We start from the raw sequence: 20249 nt of genomic DNA on the forward strand, positions 1-20249 counted from the left end.
TTACAGCTTGGCGTCGGCGGCCAGCTGCACGTAAGTCGGATCGAAACGCAGCTTGAGATTGCCTGTGTCGCCGCTGGTCACGCCGTTGGCGAAGGTCATGCCGACGGCACTGGTGTCCTTGGCGCCTTCGCCGAGCAAGCCGTGCTGGAACGAGAACTCGGCAACTTTGCGCATGGTTTCCGGCAGTTGCTTGCTGGTGGCGAACGCCAGGGCTTCTTTCGGCGTGGCGAACAGTTTGGTGGTGTCCAGCTGCGCCTGGAATCCGGCCAGATCGGTGCCCGAAGCTTTGGCCATGTGCTCAAGCGCGGCTTTGCCGGCGGCGTTTCTGGCGTTCATCAAATCGACCACTTCGAACCACGCGCCGGTCAGCGCCTTGCCCAGCGCCGGGTTGTCTTTGAGGGTGGCGCTGTTGACCACCATCATGTCCATGATTTCGCCGGGGATCTGGCTGGAGTTGAAGACTTCGGTCACGCCGGGTTTGGCCTTGATGTCCGAGAGCATCGGGTTCCAGGTGGTGACGGCGTTGACCTGCTCGGTGTTGAACGCGGCGGAAATGTCGGCGTCGGAGGTGTTGACCACTTTCAGGTCTTTTTCGGTCAGGTCGACCGAGTCCAGCGCGCGGGCCAGCAGGTAATGCGAGACCGACAGTTCGACCAGGTTGACGTCCATGCCCTTCAGGTCGGCGACTTTCTTGCCGTCACCCTTGAGGACGATGCCGTCGTTGCCGTTGGAGAAATCGCTGACGATCAGCGCGGTGCTGTCGACGCCACCGGCGGCCGGAATGGTCAGCGCATCCATGTTGGTCATGGTGCAGCCATCGAACTGACCGGCGGTGTATTGATTGATCGATTCGACGTAGTCGTTGAGCTGGACCACGTCGATCTTGATCCCGTATTTCTTCGCCCATTTATCGACGATGCCCTGGCTGCCGGCGTATTCCCATGGCATCCAGCCGGCGTAGATCGTCCAGCACACGCTGAAATGGTCTTTCTGCGCAGCCTGGGTCTGGCTGCTGAGGAGGGCGGCGAAGGCGGCGGCGAGCAGGGTGGGGAAACGTAGTCGTGACATGGCGGATTCTCCAGTTGATCGAGGGCGGACAGGAAGGCAACGCGGCACCGCGAACGGTGGCTTGTCTCCCGGGCTTTTGTCCCGCCGTGTAACCTCAACTGGAGGTCGCCAACTCTCGGACCAGCCACTCGCAGATGCGAGCCGGAACCCTAGTCAGCCATTGCAAATTGTGGTGCCGCGAACCTGTGATGACTCCTGCACGGGTTTGCTAAAGCGAGAGGCGTGCCAAGTCGCGGCGAGCCGTCTGCCACGTGGCTTGTGGGTGGAGGGGCTCAGTTGGCAGGTGCATTCAGCGCTTTGTGTTGGTGCGCGCTTGCACCGTGATGCAGCGCTATGGCCGCTGATCCGATGCGCGTTCGGCGTGGGCACTCGTTAGCGGTTAGCCAGTCAAACCTGATGTCAGCCGGTCTGTGCCGACTGCTGTCACAGGTCTTTCAGGAGGCCGCCATGCTGCTCAAGAAAATGCTGCGTCGGGCACTGTTCGCTGCGGTGTTCGGTCTGGGGCTGTCCGGTTGTTACTACTACGCCGGCGGCTACGATGTTTACTCCACGCCCTATTACTCTCCCGGCTATTACTCGCCTTATTACTACGGTGGTTATTACGGTCCGCGGTACTACGGCGGCGCCCGCTATTACTACGGCGGCTATGGCTATCGCGGCGGTTACGGACGGGGTTATCACGGCGGCGGATACCACGGTGGGCACCACTAATCAGCGGCTGAATGACGGCGTTTCTGCATGAACAAGGTTTCATGAATCACTTGTTTCAAGTTGTTGCAGAAACGCACCGGATGCCGAAATCGCTGTCAGATATTCCGTCAGTCGCCGAATGAAAGACTGACGCCTGCCAGCGTCGCTGGTGTGGCTACCCGCGGTCCAGGAGGCCGCCATGTATCGCCGAATTCTTCTGTTTACCGTGATGCTTTTTTCCCTTGGCGGATGCGTCCCTTATTCCTACGGAGATGGCTACTACAGCTCAGAGGTCTACACATCGCAGGCACCTTCGTACTACAACAGCGGTGGCACTTATTACAGCGGCGGCAGCACGTATTATTCGGCGCCGCGCTACTACCAGCCAGCGCCACGCTATTACCAACCGGCTCCACGCTACTACTCGGCGCCTCGTTACTACCAACCGGCCCCGCGTTACTACGAGAACCGTCGCTGGCACGGTCATGATCGCGGACGCTGGGACGACCATCGTCGCGGTGGCTGGGATGATCGCCGGGGTCGTGGCAACTACGACCGTCACAGTGGACGCGGCGATTACAACCGGCACGGCAACCGCTGGTAACCCCCCGCAAAAAAGCGGCGCATTGAGCGCCGCTTTTTTTGTGCCTGGATTTCAGTAGCTGGAGAGATCCGCCAACGGATGCCGCCCCTCCCAGACCTTGTGAAAGTGCGCCTCGACCACCGCGTCCGGCACCCGGGCGATGTCCGGCCAGTGCCAGTGTGGTTTGTGATCCTTGTCGATCAGCCGCGCCCGAACCCCTTCGCTGAACTCCGGATGCCGGCAGCAATTGAGGCTCAGGGTGTATTCCATCTGAAAGACTTCGGCCAGCGACAAGTGGCGGGCACGAATGATCTGTTCCCAGACCAGATGCGCCGTCAGTGGCGAGCCTTCACTCATGGTTTTCGCCGCACGGGCAATCAACAGGTCGCTGTTGTCCCGATGCAGGCTGATGGCTTTCCAGGCGCAGGTGACGTCGCTGACATCCAGCCATTCATCGATCTGCTGTCGACGCGGCAGCCATTGCGCCTCGGGCATCTGCGCCACGGCTTCCTGCTGCAGCGCCTTGAGCAGGCTGTTGAGCTGCATGGCGGTTTGTTCCTGCCAGTTCAGCTGCAACAAGCCGTCGATCAGTTCCTGTTGCTGTTCGTCGAGCAGGAAACGGTCGGCGAGATCCAGATCGATCGCATCGCGGCCGTTCATGTGTGCGCCGGTCAGGCCGAGGAACAAGCCGAGCTTGCCCGGCAGTCGTGACAGGAACCAACTGGCGCCGACGTCCGGGTACAGACCGATGCTGATTTCCGGCATCGCCAGTCGGCTGCTCGGCGTGACGATCCGGATGCTCGCGCCTTGCAGCAGGCCCATGCCGCCGCCGAGCACATAGCCATGGCCCCAGCAGATCAACGGTTTCGGGTAGGTGTGCAGGCTGTAGTCCAGACGGTATTCAGCGTTGAAAAACTGTGCGGCCAGCGGCGGCACTTCGCCGGGATGGGCGCGACAGGCTTCCACCAGGCTGCGCACTTCGCCGCCGGCGCAGAAGGCCTTGGCGCCGTTGCCGCGCAGCAGCACGCAGACGATTTGCGGATCCTTGGCCCAGGCGTTCAGTTTGTCACTCAGGGCGTGGATCATCGGCAGGGACAGCGCATTGAGCGACTTTTCGGCATCCAGCGTGGCCACGCCGATGCGCGCGCCGTCGGTGCCGGTGAGTTCTTCGAAGTGCAGATTCATCGTGACCTCGATCGGGAATTTGAACGATCAGTATGATCGCTGTGTGGGAAAGTGCCGGATCTGCGTCAGATCAATTGACAAGCGTGGTCGGCTTTCCTAGGGTTCGCCCCATTGTTTTTGCCGGGTATGACCATGACTGCTGACGACCGTATCAAACTCGAACCGAGCTGGAAGGAGGCACTGCGTGCCGAATTCGACCAGCCCTACATGGCAGAGTTGCGCACTTTTCTGCAGCAGGAGCGGGCGGCCGGCAAGGAAATCTATCCGCCGGGCCCGATGATCTTCAACGCGCTGAATTCGACGCCGCTGGACAAGGTAAAAGTGGTCATCCTCGGCCAGGACCCGTACCACGGCCCGGGCCAGGCCCACGGCTTGTGCTTCTCGGTGCAACCGGGCGTGCCGGCGCCGCCGTCGCTGGTCAACATCTATAAAGAGCTGAAGCGCGACCTGAACATCGACATTCCCAACCACGGCTATCTGCAGAGCTGGGCCGATCAGGGCGTGTTGATGCTCAACACCACCATGACCGTCGAGCGCGCCAACGCCAATGCGCACAAGGACAAGGGCTGGCAGTTCTTTACGGACCGGATCATTGAGGTGGTCAGCCAGCAGCAACCGCATCTGGTGTTCATGCTCTGGGGCGCTCATGCGCAGAGCAAACAGAAGCTGATCGACGCCACCAAGCATCTGGTGCTGACCTCGGTGCACCCGTCACCGCTGTCGGCTTATCGCGGCTTTCTCGGTTGCGGGCACTTCAGCCGCACCAACAAATTCCTGGAGCAGAACGGCGAAGCACCGATCGAGTGGCGTTTGCCGCCTGTTATATAAACAGGCACGTGCAATGAAAGACTTCGCCTGTTGTTAACCGTTAATCGGATTATGCGTACAACCTGTAATATCTGACAGTAGACGCGGGCTTCTTTAAACCGCCAAATGTTTGAACGCAGGGGCGCTTGTCCATCTGCGTTAATTCGGTTTCAGGAGGTCGACGTGGAAAATTTGACGTTTGAAGAAATAAAAGCCTTACCAAGAGCGGAAGGTGATTTCTCATTTGAAACAAGCCGCTTTCGTAACAGGGATTCGCATGCCAATTTCACTGCGAACGAGCTGTATCTGCAAGTTCTTGGCAACGGGCAATTGCGGGTCATAGGCCATAGCGAAATCCCGCAGTGGTCTAGCGCATTATTGCTGTATTTCCCTGCCGGGACAGAAGCTGGAGTACATGAAATCGGGCCCAGGAAGGTTGAAGGTGTATACACCGTGCAGGAGTTTGGGGTGGGGGAGCGCTACACTCTTATTTCTGGATCAATTGATCTAGATAACAATCCCACGGCGAAAAATTGTAAATCTTCACACTTTGAGGCCATTGCGCAATTGGAAGGCGGTACAAGAAGGTTAGCGCTTTCTTTTGGTCGCTTTGAGGTCAACGCTTAGTTTGTCAGTGGGAAGGCGATCCAGCGGGTCGGGCACCTTCTTTTAGCGCACCTCCCGCTTTAACCCCTTATTGCGCAGTCTTGTTCCAGTATTTGAACAACGGTTCCGCCAGAAACAACACGAACAACAACCGCATCACCTGCATCGCCGTCACCAGCGGCACCGACAATTGCAGGGTTTCCGCCGTCAGGCTCATCTCGGCGATTCCGCCGGGCATCATGCCCAAGGTCAGCGAACGCAGATCCAGGTGGGTCAGTGCACTCAGCCCCAACGCCGCCAGTGTCGCGATCAACATGGTCAGCGCCGTGCCGATCAGCGTGCGCCCCATGAACGACGGTGCGCGGCGGAAGAACTGCCGGTTGAAGTGACAACCCAGCCCGCTGCCGATCAGCCACTGGCCAATCTGGCTGCCGCCATTGGGCAGACTGATGTGTAAGTCCCAGGCGATGCTAACTGTCGCACTCACCAGCAACGGGCCGAACAGCCACGGATTGGGTTGGCGCAGACGTTGCCAGAGCCAGGCGAGCAGGCCGCCCGCCGGAAAAAGAATCGCCAGCCAGCGCCAGTCGACGCTGCCGGCGTGTGAAATCGGAGTGCCGTCACCCAGCAGATACTTGAACGCCGCCGGAACACACAACACCACCACCAACACCCGCAGACTCTGCCCGGCCGCGACGTGGCTGAGCATCGCGCCGTTGCGTGCACCGAGGTTGACCATCTCACCGGAGCCGCCGGGCATGCTGGAGAAAAACGCCGTGGCGCGATCCTCACCGGTGCGGCGCATCAGCCACACGCCGACCACCGCCGACAGGCTGGTGACCAGCGCGCCGAAGAAGATCAGGCCGAAGTGGCTGAGCACCTGCTCCATCACCAGTGGGGTGAAGTGCAGGCCGATACCGATCCCGACGATCCACTGGCCGCACTTGCGGCCGCCAGGGATTTCAGCCAATTGCCATGGGGTCAGGCAGCGCACCAGGATGATCGCCAGCAACGAGCCGACCATCCACGGCAGCGGCCAGCCGATCTGGCTGGCGATATAACCGCCAAGCAGACCGACCAGCGGGGTTCCCCACCACTGTTTCAACGAGGAGCGATCAAACATCGGCAATCGCGTTCCGGGCAGCGGAGCGACGACGCCAGATGCGCAGCAGCGGGAACGCCAGCATCAGCGCGGTCAGCACCCAGACACCGAAGGTGATCGGGCTCGACCAGAGGATGTCCAGCGCACCGTTGGAAATCGACAGCGCCCGGCGCAGGTTCTGCTCCATCAGGCCGCCGAGGATGAAGCCCAGCAGGACTGGCGACAGCGGGAAATCCAGTTTGCGCAGGATGTAGCCGAAGATGCCGATGCCGACCATCAGGAACAGGTCGAACGTGGTCGCGTGCACGGCGTAGACGCCGATCCCGGTAATGATCGCGATCACCGGCACCAGTGCCCAGTTCGGCACAGCGAGGATGCGGGTGAAGATGCGGATCATCGGGATGTTCAGGATCACCAGCATGATGTTGGCGATGAACAGCGAGGCGATCAGGCCCCAGACGATGTCCGGCTGTTGCTGGAACAGCAGCGGGCCGGGGGTGATGTTGTACAGCGACAGGGCGCCGATCATCACCGCCGTGGTGCCCGAACCCGGAACGCCGAGGGTCAGCATCGGCACCAGCGCGCCGCAAGCGGAGGCACCGATGGCGGTTTCCGGCGCAGCGAGGCCGCGGGCGTCGCCCTGACCAAACTTGCCGCTGGCACCGGCGATGCGTTTCTCGGTCATGTAGGCCACGGCGCTGGCGAGGGTCGCACCGGCACCCGGCAACACGCCCATGATGAAGCCGAGCAGGCCGCAACGGATGTTCACCACGAACACCGACGCCGCCTCCTTGAAGTTGAACATCATCCGCCCGGTCGCTTTCACCGCTTCCTGGCCGCGATGGGTTTTCTCCAGCAGCAGAAGGATTTCGCTGATCGAGAACAGGCCCAGCACCAGCACCACGAACTGAATGCCGTCAGTCAGGTGAATGTTGTCGCCGGTGAAGCGGTAAACACCGCTGTTGGCGTCGATGCCGACGCTGGACAGGAACAGACCGATCAACGCCGCGATGAAGGTTTTCAACGGTCGGTCACCGGCCATGCCGCCGAGGCAGACAATCGCGAACACCATCAACACGAAGTATTCCGCCGGCCCGAAGGCAATCGCCCATTTCGCCAGCAGCGGTGCGAACAGCACCATGCCGCAGGTGGCGATGAAGGCGCCGATGAACGAGCTCCATGCCGACAACGACAGCGCCACACCGGCCAGGCCTTTGCGGGCCATCGGGTAGCCGTCGAGGGTGGTCATCACGGTTGAGGCTTCGCCCGGAATGTTCAGCAGGATCGAGCTGATCCGGCCGCCGTATTCGCAACCCAGATAAACCGCCGCCAGCAGGATCAGTGCCGATTCCGGCGGCAGCCCGAGGGCGAATGCAATCGGGATCAGCAATGCCACGCCATTGATCGGGCCCAGACCCGGCAACAACCCGACCACGGTGCCGATCAGCGTGCCGGTCAGGGCCGTGACCAGGTTGTACGGACTCAGCGCGACGCCAAAGCCCTGACCCAAATAACCGAGAGTATCCATATCAGTTCTCCAGAACGTCGAGCAGGCCGAGGGGCAGCGGTACGTCCATCACGCGGTCGAATAGCACGTACAAACCGATCGCCATCAGCGTCGTGACAATGACGCTGGGCACCCAGCGCCCGCCATACAGGCGCGCCATCGGGATGCCGATCAGAATGCTGCTGAGGATGAAGCCCAGCGGTTCGAACAAGCCGGCGAACACCAGCAGCAGGGCGACGCAGATCGAGATCTTGGTCAGGGTTTCGCGATCCAGCGGCGGCTCGTCCTCACTGTGTTTGATGGGCGCCGGACGAAACACCATGTACAGCAGCGCCAGGCCCATCAGGCCCAGCATCAGCAGGGGGAATGCCCGAGGGCCGACCGGTTCGTAGGAAAAAGCCGCCTGATACGGCCAGGCCATCAGTGCCAGGCTGGCGCAGACCAGCAACAGCACCGAGGCAAAAATGCGTTGAATAAGCATGGGGAGCTCCTGGGCCACGACCCTGCGAGGCAGGGCCGTGAGCGCTAGACAGAGACGATCACTGAATCAGGCCGAACTCTTTGGCCAGCACCTTGTAGTCCGCCACTTGTTTCTTGACGTAGGTGTCCAGCTCGGGACCGGTCATGGCGAACGGGAAGAGCTCACGCTGATCGCGCAGCTTGGCGAAGTCTTCCGAGGCCAGCAGTTTGTCGAAGGAGTCTTTCCACCAGGCGTAGTCTTCGTCGCTGACTTTTGGCCCGAGGTAGAAACCGCGCACCACCGGCCAGACGATGTCGTAGCCTTGTTCGCGGGCGGTCGGGATGTCTTTCATTTCCGGCTCGTCCAGGCGTTTCTCGGCGAACACGGCCAGCAGACGCATGTCGCCGCTCAGAATGTGCGGCATGGAGTCGGAGATGTCGGTACTGCCGACCTGGATATGGCCGCCGAGCAGGGCGGTGGCGATCTCGCCGCCACCTTCGAGGGCGACGTAACGCAGGTCGCGCGGGTTGATCCCGGCGGCTTTGGCGATCAGTGCAGTCTGCATCCAGTCCTGGCTGCCGACGGTGCCGCCGGAACCGATGACCACAGCGCTCGGATCTTTCTTCAGGGCTTTGACCAGATCGTCGAGGCTCTTGTAGGGCGAATCGCTTTTCACGGCGATGGCGCCATAGCTGGTGCCGACCGCCGCCAGCCAGCGCACGTTGGTTTCATCGAACCGACCGAACTTACCCTGGGCCAGGTTCAGCAACGAACCGCTGGACCACGCCACCAGCGTGCCGGCATCGGCCGGACGCTGCGCCACAACGGCGTTGTACGCCACCGCGCCGACGCCGCCGGGCATGTAGGTCACGCGCATCGGTTTGGTCAGCAGTTTTTCGTTGACCAGCGCGCTTTGCGCCAGTTTGCAGGTCAGGTCGAAACCGCCGCCAGGGGAGGCGGGGGCGATGCATTCCGGACGTTTCGGTTCGGCCATCAGTTGGCCGGCGAACAGCACGCAACTGGCGGCGAGGGCGAAACGGCGCAGGGATCGGTTCATGAGTGTCTCCACGGGAGTTGTTGTTTTTGGGGATGTTTCAGGTGCGGCAGTTTCGCGCGCGCAGGCTAACAGGCTCAGACCCGGACGGGTTGAACGCCGCGCAGCCGACGATGGCGCTGACAAGCGAAAACGGGGAAATTCGAGAGGAAGAATGAAACGGGTCAACCTGAAGCTGTGTGGACAGCATGGTGCAGTACCTCGTTATTGTTCTTATTGGCGAAAACGCATCGAGGCGTTTTTCGAGAGCTACGTTTTGAAGCTACGGTGTAAGGACAGACAAAACGGCGAAGGTCGGCAGTCGGGACCCTCGGTGAAGCGACTCTAACGGCCCAACCTTTCGCTAACCTTTCAGTATTCTTTCGCGTGTTTTCGGGCTTCACAGTGGCGGTTGCGGCTGTAAACTCCGCCGCAAAGAATGGCGTCGGCCATCCCTGAATGAGGTAGAGATCCATGCGTGTCCTGCTCGTCGAAGACCATTTGCCGCTGGCCGAAAGCGTCGCCCAGGCGCTCAAGAGCACCGGTCTGACCGTGGACGTCTTGCACGATGGCGTGGCTGCCGATCTGGCCCTGGGCAGCGAGGAATACGCGGTGGCGATCCTCGATGTCGGCCTGCCGCGCATGGACGGTTTCGAAGTGCTGGCGCGCCTGCGGGCCCGGGGCAAGAACCTTCCGGTGCTGATGCTGACCGCTCGCAGCGACGTCAAGGATCGGGTCCATGGGCTCAATCTTGGGGCCGACGATTATCTGGCCAAACCGTTCGAACTCACCGAACTCGAAGCGCGGGTCAAAGCCCTGTTGCGCCGTAGCGTGCTCGGCGGCGAACGCCAGCAGCGTTGCGGTGTGCTGGCCTATGACCTCGACACCCGACGCTTCACACTCGGCGATGAATTGCTGACGCTGACCTCCCGCGAACAGGCGGTGCTCGAAGCGCTGATCGCCCGTCCGGGTCGGGTGATGAGCAAGGAGCAACTGGCTGCGCAGGTGTTCGGTCTCGACGAAGAGGCCAGCCCCGACGCCATCGAAATCTACGTGCACCGCCTGCGCAAGAAACTCGACGGCCATTCAGTGGCCATCGTGACTTTCCGCGGTCTGGGCTATCTGCTGGAAAGCCGCGATGCATAAGCCCAGCAGCCTGCGCTGGCGGTTGCTGTGGAACCTCGCGCTGCTGCTGGTGGTGTTGATGCTCGCCAGCGGATTGAGCGCGTACTGGAACGGTCGTGAAGCTGCCGACACCGCCTACGACCGCACGCTGCTGGCCTCGGCGCGGACCATCGCCGCTGGTCTGTCGCAGCGCGATGGCAGTCTCAGTGCCGACGTGCCTTACGTGGCGCTCGACACCTTCGCTTACGACAGCGCCGGGCGCATCTATTACCAGGTCAACGACATTCATCAGCAGCTGATTTCCGGCTACGAAAACCTGCCGGGCCCGCCGCCGGGCACGCCGAGAACCGACAGTTATCCCGCCCTGGCGCGCTTTTACGACGCGAAATATCAGGGGCAGAACGTGCGTGTGGTGAGCCTGCTGAAAGCTGTCAGCGAGCCGAACATGAATGGCATGGCGGAGATCCGCGTTGCCGAAACCGACGAGGCGCGAGTCAGCATGGCCCGCAGTCTGGCGGCCGATACATTGCTGCGGCTAGGGATGCTGGCGATTGGCGCGTTGTTGCTGGTGTGGTTTGCGGTGAGTGCTGCGCTACGGCCGATCGAGCGTTTGCGCACGGCAGTGGAAGAGCGTCAGCCCGATGACCTGCGGCCGTTGCCGCTGGTGGAAGTGCAGCACGAATTGTGGCCGCTGGTGCGGGCGCTCAATCACTTTACCGAACGCCTGCGCGGGCAGTTCGAGCGGCAGGCGCAATTCATCGCCGATGCGGCCCATGAACTGCGCACGCCACTGGCGGCGCTCAAGGCGCGACTTGAACTGGGCTTGCGCTCAAACGAGCCGCAGACCTGGCGCGAGACATTGGAATCCTCGGCGCAAAGCACGGATCGCCTGACCCATCTGGCCAATCAGTTGCTGTCGCTGGCCCGGGTGGAAAACGGCGCCCGGGCGATTGCCGAGGGCGGAGCGCAGTTGCTTGATCTGAGTCAGTTGGCGCGGGAATTGGGCATGGCCATGGCGCCGCTGGCCCACGCGCGGGGTGTCGCGCTGGCGCTGGAAGCGGACGAGCCGGTCTGGCTGCGCGGCGAGCCGACGTTGCTCAACGAGTTGCTGAGCAATCTGGTGGACAACGCTCTGGCGCACACGCCGCCGGGCGGCAACGTGATTCTGCGGGTCACGGCGCCGGCGGTGCTGGAGGTTGAAGACGATGGCCCGGGCATTCCGCTGGAGGAGCGGGATCGGGTGTTCGAACGTTTTTACCGGCGCAACCAGCAAGTGGCCGGTTCCGGGCTGGGGCTGGCGATTGTCGGGGAAATCTGCCGCGCGCATCTGGCGCAGATCAGTCTGCACGATGGTGAGCAGGCGGGTTTGAAGGTGCGAGTGAGTTTTGTCGCCGGTTGATCAGTAGAACATCGAACGCGATTCTTCCAGATCGGCGCACAGCGCCTTGTTGTCCGGATCAATGCCGAGCTTGCGGAATGCCGGCACGCTGAACGGATCGATGCGGGCCATCGGGTGATCGGTGTCCTTGTGGCAATACAGGCTGGCCACTTGCACGATGTCGACGTAATCGATCTGCTGCGATTCGCGCTTGAGATCCTGATACAGCCCCGGCAACTCGACCAGACGCTCCGGAAACTCCCAGACCCGTAGCAGCTTGTCGCCGAGCAACGGGTGAATGTGGTCGATCACATGGTTGAGGCTGACCGGGTCGGACAGCAATTCGTAGTGGTCTTCGGCGTAGGTCAGGATCGGCAGCACGCCGATCTGATGAACCAGTCCACCGAGCGCGGCCTGATCGGGCTTGAGCTGGGTGTAACGGCGGCACAGGGCGTAGCTGACGCCGGCGATCTCCAGACTCTTGCGCCAGACTTCGCGCATCTTCTGTTCGACCACGTCGGAGCGGGCGTGGAAGATCTGCTCCATCACCAGACCGATCGCCAGGTTGCTGCTGTAATTCACGCCCAGCCGGGTGATGGCGGTGTGCAGGTCGGTGACTTCCTGAGTGGCGCGCAGCAGCGGGCTGTTGACCACTTTGATCAGGCGCGCCGACAGCGCCGTGTCGCGGCCGATCACTTTGCTCAGGTCGCTGACGCTGATATCCGGGTCTTCAGCGGCCTTGCGAATCTGCAGGGCCACTTCCGGTAACGTTGGCAGAACCAGGTCATCGTTATCGATGGCCTCAACCAAATCCTGTTGGACCTTATCCGCCAGCTCACTCATGTCGTTTCTCTAGGGTGTTGCAACAAATGCTGCGATCAACGCTGGATTTCGCGGTCGCGATCCAGTTCGTAAGGCAGGTCGAGCAAGTGCAGCGCCGGACCTTCGGCCGTGCCCAGATGCAAATCGCCTGCGTCGGCAGCTTCGGCCTGCAACACCGCCAGCAGTTCAATATTCTTTTCGGTACGGGCGGCCAGCACCACTTCGCCGATGGAACTGCCGTGGCTCGGGGCGAACAGCGGGGTGCCCGGTTCCGGCAATTCACTGGCGTCCAGTTGCACGCGGTACAGGCGACGCTTGAGTTTGCCCAGGTACTGCATGCGCGCGACGATTTCCTGGCCGGTGTAGCAGCCTTTCTTGAAACTCACGCCGCCGACGGCCTGCAGGTTGAGCATCTGCGGGATGAACAGCTCGCGGGTGCTCGGCATGACCTGGCCGATACCGGCGCGGATCTGTCCCAGCAGCCATTGATTGAGTTCGCCTTCGGTCAATTGCGCGGACAGCTTGCCTTTGACGGTGTCGGCCTGATCGGCGGGCACCCAGAGTTCGGCACGGTTAGGGGAGACGCGAATCGCGATCAGCCCTTCGTGGCGAACCACGCTGTCGGTGTCTGCCGGCAGTTCCAGACCCAGGCTGCTCAGGGCAGCATCGCCATGATCCAGACCGAAGCGCACCCAGGAGGCGCTTTCGTCGGTCAGTTTCGATTTGGAGAACACCGCGTACTTCTTCAGATCCGCCAGTTGCGGCTCCAGCAGCTCGCTGGCCATCGCCAGCAGCACGCCGTCGCCTTCCAGCACGATGCGGAAACTCGACTGCATCCGGCCTTTCTGCGTGCAACGGGCACCAAGGCTGGCCTGGGTTTCACTCAGGTAATTGATGTTGCAGGTCAGCTGGCCTTGCAGGAATTTGCCGGCATCCGCGCCGCGAACCGCGAGAACGCCTTCATGAGAGAGGGTGCAGAAAAAAGCAGAATCGGCCATGGGTCATCGCAGGGTAAATAGACTGGGGCACATCATAAGGGGGTGGTGTTGAAATGGGTAGTTGATAAAGGATCGGTGGTGCCCGACCAAAGCCGACTGTTCGACCCGCTTCGGGCCTGTATACTTGCGGCCTATTTGAGGAGGGCTCCATGGTCGAACAAGTTGAACTGAATCGCCTCTTTTGGCACAGCCGTCGCGGCATGCTGGAACTCGACGTGTTGCTGGTGCCGTTCGTGAAAGAGGTCTACGCCAATCTGAACGAGGTGGATCGCGCGCTGTATGTCCGCCTGCTCGAGTGCGAGGATCAGGACATGTTCGGCTGGTTCATGGAGCGCAGCGAATCGGAAGATCCTGAGCTGCAACGTATGGTTCGCATGATTCTGGATCGTGTCCAGCCCAAGTAACACGTTTGAATGCCGCTGGCATGCCTCACGGCAGATGCTGGCGGCGTATCTTCTGGCCCAGGCATTCGCGCTGGGTTCTTTGTTTCTATTGTCGATTTCTTTCTGGGCCGGTTTGCTCGGGGCTTTCGCGTGTCTTGCCCACGCTGCCTGGGTGTTGCCGCGGCAGATCCTGTTGAGTCATCCCGAGGCATTTTGCGGATTGCGTCGGGACGCCGATGGCTGGCAACTGTGGAACAAGGCCGATGGCTGGCAAGCGGTGCAGTTGCGCCCGGACAGCCTGGCGCTGCCACTGATCGTGGTGCTGCGCTTTCGCTTGCGTGATGAGCGACGGGTCAGGTCGATCTGTGTGCCCCGGGATTCGCAGGCGGCGGATCTGCACCGACGCCTGCGGGTACGTCTCAAGTTCAGCCGACGTAGGTGGGCGGCACCAGAATAGTGTCGAGTGCTTCGGGCAGCAGGTCCGGGTAGTCGAGGGTGTAATGCAGGCCTCGGCTTTCCTTGCGCTCCATGGCCGAGCGGATCATCAGTTCCGCTACTTGCGCCAGGTTGCGCAACTCGATCAGATCACGGCTGACTTTATAGTTGCTGTAGAACTCATCGATTTCGTCCAGCAGCAGGCGCACGCGATGCTGTGCCCGTTGCAGGCGCTTGTTGGTGCGCACGATACCGACGTAGTCCCACATGAATCGCCGCAATTCGTCCCAGTTGTGGGCGATGATCACGTCTTCATCGGAGTCGGTCACCTGGCTGGCATCCCAGGCGGGCAGGGCGCGCGGGATGGCGACGTCGGGCAGTTGCTCGAGAATGTCCGCCGCCGCCGATCGGGCATAGACGAAGCATTCGAGCAGCGAGTTGCTGGCCATGCGGTTGGCGCCGTGCAGGCCGGTGAAGCTGGTTTCGCCGATGGCGTACAGGCCGGGCACGTCGGTGCGGCCCTGTTGATCGACCATCACGCCGCCGCAGGTGTAGTGCGCGGCGGGTACGACCGGGATCGGTTGTTTGGTGATGTCGATGCCGAAGCCGAGGCAGCGCTCGTAGACGGTCGGGAAGTGCGATTTGATGAAGGCTTCGGGCTTGTGGCTGATGTCGAGGTAGACGCAATCGACACCCAGACGCTTCATTTCATGGTCGATGGCGCGAGCGACGATGTCCCGGGGCGCCAGTTCTGCACGTGAGTCGAAGCGCTGCATGAAGCGTTCGCCGTTCGGCAGCTTCAAATGAGCGCCTTCACCGCGCAGGGCCTCGGTTACCAGAAAGCTCTTGGCTTGCGGGTGATAGAGGCAGGTGGGGTGGAACTGGTTGAACTCCAGGTTCGCCACCCGGCAACCCGAACGCCAGGCCATGGCGATGCCATCACCGCAGGCACCGTCGGGGTTGCTTGTATATAGATAGACTTTCGCGGCGCCGCCGGACGCCAGAATCACGAAGCGTGCGCCGAAGGTATCGACTTCCCCGGTTTTGCGGTTGAGCACATAGGCGCCGAGGCAACGTTCGCCTTCCAGCCCCAACCGGCGCTCGGTGATCAGATCGACCGCTACCCGCTGTTCGAGCAATTCGATGTTCGGGCGTTCTTTGGCCTGGGCCAGCAGGGTGGTGAAAATCGCAGCGCCAGTGGCATCGGCGGCGTGGATGATGCGTCGATGGCTGTGGCCGCCTTCGCGGGTCAGGTGGAATTCGAAACCGCCGTCTTCCGTGCCGGATTGTTCGTCGCGAGTGAACGGCACGCCCTGGTCGATCAGCCACTGGATCGCTTCCTTGCTGTGCTCAACGGTGAAACGCACCGCGTCTTCATGGCACAGACCGCCGCCAGCATTGAGGGTGTCATCGACATGGGATTCGACAGTGTCGGTGTCGTCCAGCACGGCCGCGACGCCACCTTGTGCCCAATAGGTCGAGCCGTTGGCGAGGTCGCCTTTGCTCAGTACGGCGATGCGCAAGTGACCGGGCAGGGTCAGCGCGAGACTCAAACCGGCAGCGCCGCTGCCAATCACCAGAACATCGTGTTGAAACTGTTGGCTCATTTCAGGATTCCGCTCAAAGCGACCCGGGTCGGGGTTGGCGCAGGACAGGCGGATGGGCGAGTCGAGACAGCCACACAGCCCACTAGTATATAGAGGGGTGGGGCGGCACAATAGCCGGGCCGACAATGGCATTGTGAAACTACCGTGACGGAAAAATACCGACGCTTTGTCGGAAGTTTTTTTCAGCGGTTTTGGGAAAAAGCGACTGTATCGCAGATGAAACACGCTTTTTCCGCTCACGGTTGCACAATGTCGGCGCGGCACGTCTATAAATATTTGGAACTTTTGCCAGAGGCTCAAGATCAATAGACAGTTGCCCGAAACAAGGGACAGTGTCGGCTTCAATGCGGAACCTGCGGTTGGGTTCTTGCCGGCGAGCCGATGACAAGATTATTCGCGCAGCCGGTTCATCCCGCGCTGCGTTTTTCGTGCGTGCCAAATCAGAGCCCGCAGGAAACTTGCTTGGAGGGGGAGAACTTTTGCGAAAAGCCCGAGTCTATGTTTGCAAGTCCGGTCGTTTGGTCATGCAAGCCTCCTCCGAGTTTATCGAGGAGTGTTCATGCTAACCCAGGAAGAGGATCAGCAGCTGGTCGAACGCGTTCAGCGTGGCGACAAGCGAGCTTTCGATCTGCTGGTGCTGAAGTATCAGCACAAAATTCTCGGGTTGATCGTGCGTTTTGTGCACGACACCCATGAAGCCCAGGACGTCGCACAAGAAGCCTTTATCAAGGCGTATCGAGCGCTTGGAAATTTCCGCGGCGACAGTGCGTTTTATACGTGGCTGTACCGCATCGCCATCAACACGGCGAAGAACTATCTGGTTTCACGCGGCCGTCGGCCGCCGGATAGCGATGTAAGTTCCGAGGATGCAGAGTTCTATGACGGCGATCACGGCCTGAAAGATCTCGAGTCTCCAGAACGTGCATTGCTGCGGGATGAGATCGAAGGCACCGTCCATCGAACCATTCAGCAACTGCCAGAGGATTTGCGCACGGCGTTAACTTTGCGCGAATTCGATGGTCTGAGTTACGAGGACATCGCGAGCGTCATGCAATGTCCGGTTGGTACCGTGCGCTCCCGGATTTTCCGCGCCCGGGAGGCCATCGATAAAGCCCTGCAGCCGTTGTTGCAGGAAAACTAAAGACAGCGGCGACAGCCAAGAGAGGAACGCCATGAGTCGTGAAGCCCTGCAGGAATCGCTGTCCGCAGTGATGGATAACGAAGCGGACGAACTGGAATTGCGTCGAGTGCTCAACGCACTGGACGATGTTGAAACCCGTGAAACCTGGGCTCGTTATCAGATCGCTCGGGCAGCCATGCACAAGGATCTGTTGCTTCCACGTCTGGATCTTGCTGCGGCCGTTTCTGCTGCGCTGGAAGACGAAGCGACCCCTGCCAAAGTGTCCCGCGGCCCATGGCGCAGTCTCGGTCGTCTGGCCGTAGCTGCCTCGGTGACCGTTGCCGTACTGGCGGGTGTTCGCCTGTACAACCAGGACGAAATCGCTGGCGTCGAACTTGCTCAGCAAACCAATCAGCCAGTGCTGGCTACCCCTCAGGTAAAAGGCCCGGCGGTATTGGCAGGCTATAATGAGAGTTCGGAGGCTACTGGCCCAATGGCCAATGGCGTACTGCAAGGTCAGCCAGGCTGGCACGATCAGCGTCTGCCAGGTTACCTGCGTCAACACGCTCAACAGGCTGCTTTGAAAGGCACCGAGAGCGCGCTGCCATATGCACGTGCAGCAAGCCTGGAAAACCGTTAAGGGGGATCATGCGCGCCATACCTCTACTTTCGCTTCTGCTCAGCGGCTGGTTCATTGTTCCAGCCCACGCCGACGAGGCTCAGGACTGGTTGACCCGCCTGGGCCAGGCCGAGCAGCAGCAAAGCTTTCACGGCACATTCGTTTACGAGCGTAACGGTAGCTTTTCTACCCACAACATCTGGCATCGCGTCCAGAATGGCCAGGTCCGCGAGCGCTTGCTTCAGCTCGACGGTTCGGCTCAGGAAGTCGTGCGCATTGATGGGCATACTCAATGCGTCAGCGGCACCCTGATTGCGGGGCTTGGGGATTCTCCCAATTCCGCCGCTCGCCCTCTCGATCCTCAAAAGCTGAAGAACTGGTATGAACTTGCCGTCATTGGCAAGTCGCGCGTGGCCGGGCGTGAAGCGGTGATCGTATCGCTGACGCCGCGGGATCAGCACCGCTACGGTTTCGAACTGCATCTGGACAAGGAAACGGGCCTGCCGCTCAAGTCGCTGCTGTTGAACGACAAGGGGCAGTTGCTTGAGAGATTCCAGTTCACGCGGCTGGATACCTCTGAAGTTCCATCCGATAAAGACCTGCAAGCCAACTCCGATTGCAAGACAGTCACCCTCGACAGCGACAAGGCGTCTGCGGTCAAGACCGCACAGGTCTGGCGTTCCGACTGGCTGCCTCCTGGCTTCGAGCTCACCAGCAGCTCCTCGCACAAGGATCCGGAAACCAAGACCCAGGTCAACAGCCTGATGTATGACGATGGTCTTGCCCGTTTCTCTGTCTTCCTGGAACCGCTGAACGGCGCAACCGTCACCGATACCCGGACTCAACTGGGCCCGACCGTTGCCGTATCCCGCCGTCTGACAACGCCTCAAGGCGAAATGATGGTGACGGTGGTTGGCGAGATTCCAATCGGGACCGCCGAACGGATTGCCCTGTCGATGCGCAATGATGGCGCTGCAACCAGCAAGCAGTGAGTTGATTCCAGCTATCTCCACTTCGTCGTCGAGACGTGAAATGTTTGCTGAGCATTTTCATTTGCAAAACACCCGAAAATTTTTTATAGGTCAGAGCCTCTCGGCTCTGGCCTTGTTTGTTGTTCCCGGAACAAAAATGCCGGCCTGTGGTTTCCGGTGTTCCTTGCTCCATATCGCTTAACCCTGCTCGTCGTAACGGGAGCTGTATGTCGATACCAAGCTTGAAGTCTTATCTCTCCATTTTCGCCACTGTGCTGGTGCTCGGTCAGGCTGTCCCTGCAGTCCAGGCGGCTGATGCAGCCAGTCCGGCCAACTTGCCGGATTTCACCCAACTGGTCGAACAGGCCTCGCCTGCGGTGGTGAACATCAGTACCACGCAAAAGCTGCCGGATCGCAAAGTGAACCAGCAGATGCCTGACCTGGAAGGCTTGCCGCCGATGTTGCGCGAGTTCTTCGAACGCGGCATGCCGCCGCAACAGCGTTCTCCGCGTGGTGATCGCCAGCGTGAAGCGCAGTCGTTGGGTTCGGGCTTCATCATTTCGCCAGATGGCTACATCCTGACCAACAACCACGTGATCGCCGATGCCGATGAAATTCTCGTTCGTCTGGCTGATCGCAGTGAAATGAAGGCCAAGTTGATCGGCACCGACCCACGCTCCGACGTGGCGCTGCTGAAAATCGAAGGCAAGGATCTGCCAGTGCTGAAGCTCGGCAAATCCCAAGACCTGAAAGCCGGTCAGTGGGTCGTCGCAATCGGTTCGCCATTCGGCTTTGACCACACCGTGACCCAAGGCATCGTCAGTGCCGTCGGCCGCAGCCTGCCGAACGAAAACTACGTGCCATTCATCCAGACCGACGTGCCGATCAACCCGGGTAACTCCGGTGGCCCGCTGTTCAACCTGAACGGTGAAGTGGTCGGGATCAACTCGCAGATCTACACCCGTTCCGGTGGCTTCATGGGTGTGTCGTTCGCCATTCCGATCGACGTGGCGATGGACGTTTCCAACCAGCTGAAAAGCGGCGGTAAAGTCAGCCGTGGCTGGTTGGGCGTCGTCATCCAGGAAGTGAACAAGGATCTGGCCGAGTCGTTTGGTCTGGACAAACCGGCCGGTGCGCTGGTTGCGCAGATTCAGGATGACGGCCCGGCTGCCAAGGGCGGCCTGCAAGTGGGTGACGTGATCCTGAGCATGAACGGTCAACCGATCGTCATGTCCGCTGACCTGCCACATCTGGTGGGTGCTTTGAAGGCTGGCGCCAAAGCCAATCTCGAAGTGATTCGCGACGGCAAGCGCAAGAATGTCGAGCTGACTGTCGGCGCCATTCCGGACGAAGACAAGGAACTGGATGCCCTGCCGAAATCCGGTGCCGAGACCAACAGCAATCGTCTGGGTGTTTCGGTCGCCGAGCTGAGCGCCGAGCAGAAGAAAACCTACGACCTGAAGGGCGGTGTGGTGATCAAGGAAGTGCAGGACGGTCCTGCGGCCCTGATCGGTCTGCAACCGGGCGACATCATCACCCACCTGAACAATCAGGCCATTGGTTCTTCCAAGGAGTTTGCCGAGATCGCCAAGGCGCTGCCGAAGAACCGTTCGGTGTCGATGCGCGTTCTGCGTCAGGGCCGTGCCAGCTTCATCACCTTCAAACTGGCTGAATGATCCAGTTGTCCAGGAAGTAAAAAAACCGCCTCGAAAGAGGCGGTTTTTTTGTGTCCGGAATTTGTCTCGGCGCG

21 protein-coding genes and 1 riboswitch are annotated in these 20249 nt (G+C 60.6%); of the genes, 12 read left to right on the top strand and 9 right to left on the bottom strand.

All coding sequences use genetic code 11. From position 1 onward, the window contains the following. A complete protein-coding gene (locus tag PMI24_RS22390) occupies positions 1-1068 on the bottom strand; it encodes a putative urea ABC transporter substrate-binding protein (protein ID WP_007957967.1) in 1068 nt (355 codons plus the stop codon). Positions 1069-1131: 63 nt separating this feature from the next. Next, positions 1132-1232: riboswitch (guanidine-I (ykkC/yxkD leader) on the bottom strand. A 283-nt stretch (positions 1233-1515) separates the two neighbouring features. Between PMI24_RS22390 and PMI24_RS22395 the strand changes: the two genes are divergently transcribed. Continuing rightward, complete coding sequence (locus PMI24_RS22395; RefSeq protein ID WP_007957968.1) at positions 1516-1779, top strand: hypothetical protein; 264 nt, start codon at positions 1516-1518, stop codon at positions 1777-1779. Positions 1780-1957: 178 nt separating this feature from the next. After that, entirely contained in the window at positions 1958-2362 is a 405-nt protein-coding gene (locus PMI24_RS22400) for a hypothetical protein (protein WP_007957969.1), read from the top strand. 51 nt (positions 2363-2413) lie between these two features. On the opposite strand, the gene PMI24_RS22405 is transcribed toward PMI24_RS22400, so the two are convergent. Further along, positions 2414-3526 carry an enoyl-CoA hydratase/isomerase family protein gene (locus tag PMI24_RS22405; protein WP_007957970.1) on the bottom strand — a complete coding sequence of 371 codons (1113 nt, stop codon included), beginning with the start codon at positions 3524-3526 and terminating at the stop codon, positions 2414-2416. Positions 3527-3658: 132 nt separating this feature from the next. Here PMI24_RS22405 and ung point away from each other — a divergent pair, with 132 nt between their 5' ends. Beyond that, the gene (gene ung, locus PMI24_RS22410) at positions 3659-4354 is read left to right on the top strand and encodes a uracil-DNA glycosylase (RefSeq protein ID WP_007957971.1); all 696 of its coding nucleotides are present in this window, start codon (positions 3659-3661) and stop codon (positions 4352-4354) included. Positions 4355-4516: 162 nt separating this feature from the next. Beyond that, positions 4517-4960: a hypothetical protein gene (locus tag PMI24_RS29265; RefSeq protein WP_157222957.1), complete on the top strand. Its 444-nt coding sequence runs from the start codon at positions 4517-4519 to the stop codon at positions 4958-4960. A gap of 67 nt (positions 4961-5027) precedes the next feature. On the opposite strand, the gene PMI24_RS22415 is transcribed toward PMI24_RS29265, so the two are convergent. The 4 genes from PMI24_RS22415 to PMI24_RS22430 are packed head-to-tail and all read right to left on the bottom strand — an operon-like array spanning position 5028 to position 9065. Beyond that, positions 5028-6062, bottom strand: a complete 1035-nt coding sequence (locus PMI24_RS22415; RefSeq protein ID WP_007957972.1) for an AbrB family transcriptional regulator — start codon at positions 6060-6062, stop codon at positions 5028-5030. After that, entirely contained in the window at positions 6055-7569 is a 1515-nt protein-coding gene (locus PMI24_RS22420; protein WP_007957974.1) for a tripartite tricarboxylate transporter permease, read from the bottom strand. Before PMI24_RS22420 ends, PMI24_RS22415 begins: the two co-directional genes overlap by 8 nt. Before the next feature lies 1 nt (position 7570). Further along, positions 7571-8029, bottom strand: coding sequence for a tripartite tricarboxylate transporter TctB family protein (locus PMI24_RS22425; protein WP_007957976.1), 459 nt, complete (start codon positions 8027-8029; stop codon positions 7571-7573). 58 nt (positions 8030-8087) lie between these two features. Further along, entirely contained in the window at positions 8088-9065 is a 978-nt protein-coding gene (locus tag PMI24_RS22430) for a Bug family tripartite tricarboxylate transporter substrate binding protein (RefSeq protein ID WP_007957978.1), read from the bottom strand. A gap of 450 nt (positions 9066-9515) precedes the next feature. On the opposite strand from PMI24_RS22430, the gene PMI24_RS22435 reads away from it, so the two are divergent. Both PMI24_RS22435 and PMI24_RS22440 read left to right on the top strand, forming a co-directional pair. Beyond that, complete coding sequence (locus PMI24_RS22435) at positions 9516-10187, top strand: response regulator (protein WP_007957980.1); 672 nt, start codon at positions 9516-9518, stop codon at positions 10185-10187. Then, positions 10180-11565 carry a sensor histidine kinase gene (locus tag PMI24_RS22440; protein WP_007957982.1) on the top strand — a complete coding sequence of 462 codons (1386 nt, stop codon included), beginning with the start codon at positions 10180-10182 and terminating at the stop codon, positions 11563-11565. Before PMI24_RS22435 ends, PMI24_RS22440 begins: the two co-directional genes overlap by 8 nt. Here the strand turns inward: PMI24_RS22440 and PMI24_RS22445 are convergent, their stop codons facing one another. Both PMI24_RS22445 and ygfZ read right to left on the bottom strand, forming a co-directional pair. Further along, on the bottom strand, positions 11566-12387 hold the full coding sequence (locus PMI24_RS22445; RefSeq protein WP_007957984.1) for an HDOD domain-containing protein: 822 nt from the start codon (positions 12385-12387) through the stop codon (positions 11566-11568). A gap of 35 nt (positions 12388-12422) precedes the next feature. Next, complete coding sequence (ygfZ, locus tag PMI24_RS22450) at positions 12423-13364, bottom strand: CAF17-like 4Fe-4S cluster assembly/insertion protein YgfZ (RefSeq protein WP_007957987.1); 942 nt, start codon at positions 13362-13364, stop codon at positions 12423-12425. A 149-nt stretch (positions 13365-13513) separates the two neighbouring features. On the opposite strand from ygfZ, the gene PMI24_RS22455 reads away from it, so the two are divergent. Then, positions 13514-13768, top strand: coding sequence for an FAD assembly factor SdhE (locus tag PMI24_RS22455; RefSeq protein WP_007957989.1), 255 nt, complete (start codon positions 13514-13516; stop codon positions 13766-13768). After that, the gene (locus PMI24_RS22460) at positions 13752-14204 is read left to right on the top strand and encodes a protein YgfX (RefSeq protein ID WP_045121850.1); all 453 of its coding nucleotides are present in this window, start codon (positions 13752-13754) and stop codon (positions 14202-14204) included. The genes PMI24_RS22455 and PMI24_RS22460 overlap by 17 nt, the downstream gene beginning before the upstream one ends. On the opposite strand, the gene nadB is transcribed toward PMI24_RS22460, so the two are convergent. Continuing rightward, the gene (nadB, locus tag PMI24_RS22465; protein ID WP_007957994.1) at positions 14173-15789 is read right to left on the bottom strand and encodes an L-aspartate oxidase; all 1617 of its coding nucleotides are present in this window, start codon (positions 15787-15789) and stop codon (positions 14173-14175) included. The genes PMI24_RS22460 and nadB overlap by 32 nt on opposite strands. 559 nt (positions 15790-16348) lie before the next feature. On the opposite strand from nadB, the gene rpoE reads away from it, so the two are divergent. The 4 genes from rpoE (at position 16349) to PMI24_RS22485 (ending at position 20175) form a co-directional block, all read left to right on the top strand. After that, positions 16349-16930, top strand: a complete 582-nt coding sequence (rpoE, locus tag PMI24_RS22470) for an RNA polymerase sigma factor RpoE (protein WP_003172477.1) — start codon at positions 16349-16351, stop codon at positions 16928-16930. A 31-nt stretch (positions 16931-16961) separates the two neighbouring features. Continuing rightward, positions 16962-17549, top strand: a complete 588-nt coding sequence (locus PMI24_RS22475; protein WP_007957999.1) for a sigma-E factor negative regulatory protein — start codon at positions 16962-16964, stop codon at positions 17547-17549. Positions 17550-17557: 8 nt separating this feature from the next. Continuing rightward, positions 17558-18520: a MucB/RseB C-terminal domain-containing protein gene (locus PMI24_RS22480; protein WP_007958001.1), complete on the top strand. Its 963-nt coding sequence runs from the start codon at positions 17558-17560 to the stop codon at positions 18518-18520. A 206-nt stretch (positions 18521-18726) separates the two neighbouring features. Further along, a complete protein-coding gene (locus PMI24_RS22485; protein WP_007958003.1) occupies positions 18727-20175 on the top strand; it encodes a DegQ family serine endoprotease in 1449 nt (482 codons plus the stop codon). Positions 20176-20249: the final 74 nt, after the last annotated feature.

It is taken from the genome of Pseudomonas sp. GM25, from assembly GCF_000282255.1.
In the GTDB taxonomy this organism is placed as follows: Bacteria; Pseudomonadota; Gammaproteobacteria; order Pseudomonadales; family Pseudomonadaceae; genus Aquipseudomonas; species Aquipseudomonas aphyarum.

Bases quoted from the DNA above. Each gene is read 5' to 3' on its own strand.
- PMI24_RS22390 (WP_007957967.1), bottom strand. From the start codon at position 1,068: ATGTCACGACTACGTTTCCCCACCCTGCTCGCCGCCGCCTTCGCCGCC.
- PMI24_RS22395 (WP_007957968.1), top strand. From the start codon at position 1,516: ATGCTGCTCAAGAAAATGCTGCGTCGGGCACTGTTCGCTGCGGTGTTC.
- PMI24_RS22400 (WP_007957969.1), top strand. From the start codon at position 1,958: ATGTATCGCCGAATTCTTCTGTTTACCGTGATGCTTTTTTCCCTTGGC.
- PMI24_RS22405 (WP_007957970.1), bottom strand. From the start codon at position 3,526: ATGAATCTGCACTTCGAAGAACTCACCGGCACCGACGGCGCGCGCATC.
- ung (WP_007957971.1), top strand. From the start codon at position 3,659: ATGACTGCTGACGACCGTATCAAACTCGAACCGAGCTGGAAGGAGGCA.
- PMI24_RS22415 (WP_007957972.1), bottom strand. From the start codon at position 6,062: ATGTTTGATCGCTCCTCGTTGAAACAGTGGTGGGGAACCCCGCTGGTC.
- PMI24_RS22420 (WP_007957974.1), bottom strand. From the start codon at position 7,569: ATGGATACTCTCGGTTATTTGGGTCAGGGCTTTGGCGTCGCGCTGAGT.
- PMI24_RS22425 (WP_007957976.1), bottom strand. From the start codon at position 8,029: ATGCTTATTCAACGCATTTTTGCCTCGGTGCTGTTGCTGGTCTGCGCC.
- PMI24_RS22430 (WP_007957978.1), bottom strand. From the start codon at position 9,065: ATGAACCGATCCCTGCGCCGTTTCGCCCTCGCCGCCAGTTGCGTGCTG.
- PMI24_RS22435 (WP_007957980.1), top strand. From the start codon at position 9,516: ATGCGTGTCCTGCTCGTCGAAGACCATTTGCCGCTGGCCGAAAGCGTC.
- PMI24_RS22440 (WP_007957982.1), top strand. From the start codon at position 10,180: ATGCATAAGCCCAGCAGCCTGCGCTGGCGGTTGCTGTGGAACCTCGCG.
- PMI24_RS22445 (WP_007957984.1), bottom strand. From the start codon at position 12,387: ATGAGTGAGCTGGCGGATAAGGTCCAACAGGATTTGGTTGAGGCCATC.
- ygfZ (WP_007957987.1), bottom strand. From the start codon at position 13,364: ATGGCCGATTCTGCTTTTTTCTGCACCCTCTCTCATGAAGGCGTTCTC.
- PMI24_RS22455 (WP_007957989.1), top strand. From the start codon at position 13,514: ATGGTCGAACAAGTTGAACTGAATCGCCTCTTTTGGCACAGCCGTCGC.
- nadB (WP_007957994.1), bottom strand. From the start codon at position 15,789: ATGAGCCAACAGTTTCAACACGATGTTCTGGTGATTGGCAGCGGCGCT.
- rpoE (WP_003172477.1), top strand. From the start codon at position 16,349: ATGCTAACCCAGGAAGAGGATCAGCAGCTGGTCGAACGCGTTCAGCGT.
- PMI24_RS22475 (WP_007957999.1), top strand. From the start codon at position 16,962: ATGAGTCGTGAAGCCCTGCAGGAATCGCTGTCCGCAGTGATGGATAAC.
- PMI24_RS22480 (WP_007958001.1), top strand. From the start codon at position 17,558: ATGCGCGCCATACCTCTACTTTCGCTTCTGCTCAGCGGCTGGTTCATT.
- PMI24_RS22485 (WP_007958003.1), top strand. From the start codon at position 18,727: ATGTCGATACCAAGCTTGAAGTCTTATCTCTCCATTTTCGCCACTGTG.